The sequence below is a fragment of the Treponema sp. R6D11 genome, assembly GCF_054786075.1.
This window is the reverse complement of sequence record NZ_BDHD01001436.1, coordinates 1-297: the sequence shown is the minus strand read 5'-3', so window position 1 is coordinate 297 and position 297 is coordinate 1. Positions and strand designations below refer to the sequence as shown.

Below are 297 nucleotides of genomic sequence, written 5' to 3'. Positions count from 1 at the left end.
GATATGATGGAACACAACGGTGTAGTGGGACCGGCAAACGGAAGCAAGCCAAGAGAACTTGTAAGAGATTTTAGCGCGTAATATTATCTGGTGATAATATTGTTAATCCATTTCTTGAGAGTGTTTTCTTCTGAAATCTCAAAACAATAATCCCCAAGCCTTTCTATTCTGCGAACAAGATCGATAAAAAGCAATTCAGCTTTTACATTGCCGCCAGCCTCTATTCGTTTGCGTCCGAGTTTTTGTAATTTTTTGCGGTCTTTGTCAATTTGGCTTTCCAAATCTGCGGCGCGCATT

The 297-nt window shown here is 40.4% G+C and carries 1 pseudogene; it reads right to left on the bottom strand.

From position 1 onward, the window contains the following. Positions 1-83: 83 nt before the first annotated feature. A pseudogene (locus ACYVTD_RS19050) lies at positions 84-297 on the bottom strand (hypothetical protein); the annotation flags it as partial.